Source organism: Chloroflexota bacterium, from assembly GCA_015478725.1.
GTDB lineage: Bacteria > Chloroflexota > Limnocylindria > Limnocylindrales > CSP1-4 > C-114.
Window position 1 is genome coordinate 1 of the sequence record JADMIG010000062.1, and the last position, 4374, is coordinate 4374.

5 protein-coding genes are annotated in these 4374 nt (G+C 72.0%); all 5 read right to left on the minus strand.

Annotation, left to right across the window (positions count from 1 at the left end; all coding sequences use genetic code 11):
• Positions 1-362, minus strand: a 362-nt coding sequence (locus IVW53_15590) for a hypothetical protein (GenBank protein MBF6606989.1), incomplete at its 3' end; no start/stop codon positions are given.
• A 5-nt stretch (positions 363-367) separates the two neighbouring features.
• Positions 368-1363, minus strand: a complete 996-nt coding sequence (paaA, locus tag IVW53_15595; protein MBF6606990.1) for a 1,2-phenylacetyl-CoA epoxidase subunit A — start codon at positions 1361-1363, stop codon at positions 368-370.
• Between the two features lie 487 nt (positions 1364-1850).
• Positions 1851-2675 (minus strand): enoyl-CoA hydratase/isomerase family protein, encoded by an 825-nt coding sequence (locus tag IVW53_15600; GenBank protein MBF6606991.1) that lies wholly within the window; start codon positions 2673-2675, stop codon positions 1851-1853.
• Positions 2675-3433 carry a hypothetical protein gene (locus IVW53_15605; protein ID MBF6606992.1) on the minus strand — a complete coding sequence of 253 codons (759 nt, stop codon included), beginning with the start codon at positions 3431-3433 and terminating at the stop codon, positions 2675-2677. The genes IVW53_15600 and IVW53_15605 overlap by 1 nt, the downstream gene beginning before the upstream one ends.
• 29 nt (positions 3434-3462) lie before the next feature.
• The gene (locus IVW53_15610) at positions 3463-4227 is read right to left on the minus strand and encodes an enoyl-CoA hydratase/isomerase family protein (GenBank protein MBF6606993.1); all 765 of its coding nucleotides are present in this window, start codon (positions 4225-4227) and stop codon (positions 3463-3465) included.
• Positions 4228-4374 lie beyond the last annotated feature (147 nt).

Consider the following 4374-nt stretch of genomic DNA (forward strand, 5'->3'; position numbering starts at 1 on the left):
GCCGCTCCCGGGCGCTCGGCCGCTCCCGGGCGCTCGGCCGCTCCCGGGCGCTCGGGCCGGCCGGTCCGTTCCCGCGCCGCGGCGAGCTTCTCTCGCATGACGTAGCCGCCGGGCTTCTTGAAGGATCGATCGAGCGGCGGCTGAAGCAGGTCCGGATCGCTGAGCTCCACGATGTCGGCCCGCCGCACGACCCAGAGGCGATCGCTCTCCTGGCGACGACCGAAGAGCTCCCGCGCATAGTGGACGGCGAGCTCGGCGTCCGGAGCGAGCACGGAGCCGCCGTGGCGCATCGGATCGCCGTCCTTCTCCCGCCGGAAGACCTCCCACGGCTCGAGCGGGGTCGGCGCGCGGTCCTCCGTCATCCGATTCACGCTGCCGCGACCGGCGCGGCGAGGATCGCGGTCCGCACCCAGGCCGACTCGTCCCATGCCGCGCGGCGGAAGGCGAGCCGTTCGGCGGACATCGGGCCATGGTTCGTGACGACCGTGCGGAGTTCGGCCCAGTCCGGCTCGCTGTAGCGCCACTCGCCCGTCCCGCTGTCGGATCGGAGCTCGGGATCGGGGAGCGTGAGGCCGAGCTCGAGCAATCTCGGCACGTAGATCGAGAGGAATTCCTGGCGGAGCTCCTCGGAGGTCTTCGCCTTGATCCGCCAGTACAGGTCGCGATCCTGCTCGCGCGGCGTGCGTGGGCCATGCATCTGCATGAGCGGACCCCACCACCGATCGAGGGCTTCCTGGACCATCGCCCGCTGCACCGCCGTGCCGGCCATGAGCGTCACGACGACGTCCCGTCCGTGCATGATGTGGACCGACTCCTCCCAGCAGATCTTCCGCATCGTCCGGGCGTACGGCCCGTAGCTGCTGTCCCGGAGCGCCTGCTGGGCGACGATCGCCGCCGCATCGATGAGCCAGGCGATGATCCCGACATCGGCCCACGTTCGGGTCGGGTAGTGGAAGACGTTGTGAAACTTCGTCCGCCCGGCGAGCAGGTCCTCTATCATCGCCTCGCGCGACTTGCCGAGATCCTCGGCCACCCGGTACAGAAGCTGGGCGTGGCCGACCTCGTCCTGGATCTTCGCCGTGAGGGCGAGCTTGCGGCGGAGGGTGGGGGCGCGAAGGATCCATTCACGCTCCGGAAGGACGCCCATGAGCTCGCTGTTCGCGTGCATCTCGACGAAGCGGAGCACGCCCTGACGGTATTCGTCCGGCATCCAGTCGGTCGCCTCGACCGTGCCACCCGCCTGGACGCGGGCGACGAACCGCTCGTGGCGTTCGTCGTGCTCCGCCGACGATTCGTCCGGCCGCCGCGGCGCCGCCCGCTCCCGCTCGGGCAGCACGGGATCGAGGGCGAGGGGATCCGTCATGGTCCGACGCTACGCGCCTCGTGGCAGACCGTCAACCGAGCGACGCGGGGTCGCGTCATGGGCACGACATCGGCGCTCCGCGTGTGCTCCGCGTGTGCTCCGTGTGCGCTTCCGTGTGAGCTCTGGGTGCGCTCCGGGTGCGCTCCGTGTGAGCTCCGTGTGAGCTGAGTCACATGCGCTCATCCACGGAACGTTCGTGCGGGTTCGGCGCTCGCCATCTCACATGCGCTCATCCACGGAACGTTCGTGCGCGTCCACGCCGCTTCGAGGACCCGAAACGCGGCGGATCATGCCCCGCCGAGCGTGACGGACGCGCCGGCAACGCCATCCGGAGGATCGGGTCGTGTCGAACGTTCCACCGGTGAGCGCATGAGACAACGGGGACGCGGGTCGGGACCCGGGGCAGGGCCGGGGTCGGGACCAGGGCCGGGGTCGGGACCAGGGCCGGGACCAGGGCCGGGGTCGGGACCCGGGGCGTCTCGTCCTGCTACTCGCCGGTGAACCGCGGCGGCCGCTTCTCGCGGAAGGCAGCCAGGCCCTCGGCATGGTCCGCCGATGCCCCGGCCACACCCTGGAGCCATGCCTCGTACTCGAGGGCGACCTCGAGTGTGGACTCGGCCGCGAAGGCGAGAGCGCGTTTGGTGAGGGCGAGGGCGCGCGGCGATCCTGCCGCCAGCCGCAACGCGAGGGCTCGCGCCTCCGCGTCCAGCGCCTCGTCTGGCACCACGTGTGAGACGAGCCCGATCCGCTCCGCCTCGATCGCCATGAGCGCATCGCCGACGAGGGCGAGCTCCGCCGCCCGTGCGCTCCCGAGCAGTCGCTGCAGGAACCAGCTGACGCCGCTGTCCGGCACGAGCCCGATCCGCCCGAAGGCGAGGACGAGCGTCGCGCTCGCCGCCGCGATCCGGATGTCGCAGGCCAGGGCGAGCGAGAACCCCGCGCCCGCCGCGGTGCCGTTGATCGCACCGATGACCGGCTTCGAGCACCGATGGATCGCCAGGATGAGCGGGTTGTAGCGCTCCCGGATCTCCTCCGTCAGCGACGGCGCGGCACCACCGAAGGACTCTCGCAGATCCTGCCCGGCGCAGAACGCGCGACCCTCCGCGGTGAGGATCACGGCGCGGACCGCACGGTCGCGGTCGACCGAACGGAATGCGGCGAGCAGTTCCTCGCGCATCGTTCGGTCGAGGGCGTTGAGTGCCCCGGGCCGGGCGAGCGTGATCGTCGCGACCTCGTCGGCGACCTCGAGCCTGACCGTGGCCGGGCGCCCGGTCGTCTCGATGGCCTCCTCGCCTCGCGCTGGACCCGCCATCAGCCGCCGAATTCGACGAGGTTCCCGTCGACGAGCTCGAAGACCCGGCGGTCGATCGGTTCGTCGGCGCCGCCCGAATGCTCGAGCACGAAGTCGGCGAACAGGCCGGCGAATTCGGCGTCGCCGTCGCGGAGGGTGCCCGCCAGGAGGAGATGGCGCTCGGGAAGGCCGATGAGGACGCGTCCCGCCGCGCCGAGCTCCCGGGCGAGGTGCGCGCGGACGGACGGCAGGAGGATCCGCGCCGCGTCGTGGCCGCCCCCCGTATCGGACGAGAGGAGCCGCCGATCGCCGGAGACCTCGTCCGTCCATGGTGCCCCATCCGACCAGGCGCTGAGGTTCGCGAGCGCGGTCTCCTGGACATCGCCCACCCTGACCCCCCACGACAGGAGATGGTCGCCGTTGACGACGACATCGAAGCCGCCACCGGCGATCGTGTAGACCACCGGCAGCCCGCAGGGACCCTCGTCGAGGAGTGGCTGGGTGTGCGGCTGGGTGGACGACGGGCGGTCCGCTGGGAGGTCCGCGATCGGCGTGCCCGTCGTGCCAACGGGCCGCAGGGCCGGCATGAGGAGCGGCGCGGCCGTGTCGAAGTCGTATTCGGGCGTGAGCGCGACACCCGCCCCCGGCTCGTGGACGAGCGCCGCGTGACCGCTCACCGGCGCGTTCGCGTCGATCGGCGTGTGGATGTCCGGCGGCGCGTCCCGCAGAGCGCCCGCCGGTTCGTCCCCGAGGTCCTGGCCGCCGAAGTCCCGTTCCATCGGTCCTCCTCTCGCTCCGTCGTCGCGCACTAGCGACCGCTCCAGCGTGGTTCGCGCCGCTCGATGAACGCCCGCATCCCTTCGCCCTGGTCGGACGTCCCGAACAGGCCGAAGAACGATCGGCGCTCGGCTTCGACGGCATCCGACAGCGGCAGGACATAGGCCAGATCGACCGCCATCGTGGTCGCCTGGATCGCGAGCTGCGGTCCGGCCGCCACCCGCCCGGCCAGCTCGAGGGCCGCCTCGAGAGTGGCCTCCGCGGGCACGACGGTGGTCACGAGGCCGAGTGCATCCGCCTCCCGGGCCCCGATGGTTCGACCCGTGAGCAGCAGTTCCATCGCCTTCGCCTTGCCGATCGCGCGGGTGAGGCGCTGGGTCCCGCCGGCACCAGGCATGACGCCGATCCGGATCTCCGGTTGCCCGAACCGCGCGTCGTCGCCGGCCACGATCATGTCGCAGCTCATCGCCAGCTCGCAGCCGCCGCCGAGGGCAAAGCCGCGGACGGCGGCCACGATGGGCGTCCGGATGCGGGCCACGACGTCCCATGCGTCGAAGGTATGGCCGGCCTCGAGGCTCGCGGCCGTTTCGTCGACGAGCTCGCGGATGTCCGCCCCGGCCGCGAACGCCCGATCGCCGGCTCCGGTGATGACGATGCAGCGAACGGCGGCGTCCGCGTCGAGCGCCTCGAGCGCCTCGGCGAGCTGCCGCATGAGCGCCGCATTGAGGGCGTTGAGCTGGGCCGGCCGATCGAGCGTGACGAGGCCGACGCCGGATGCCGGGTGCGTCACCAGGATGTGGCGCGGCTCATCGGTGGGGCGCTCAGTCACTCCGCTCCTCGTCGTGCATGGCCTCGACGGGCTGACCACAGTATCCACGCCCGGGGAAGGGCCGGTCAGGGCGCTGCGCGGCCGGTCAGGGCGCTGCGCGGCCGGTCAGGGCGC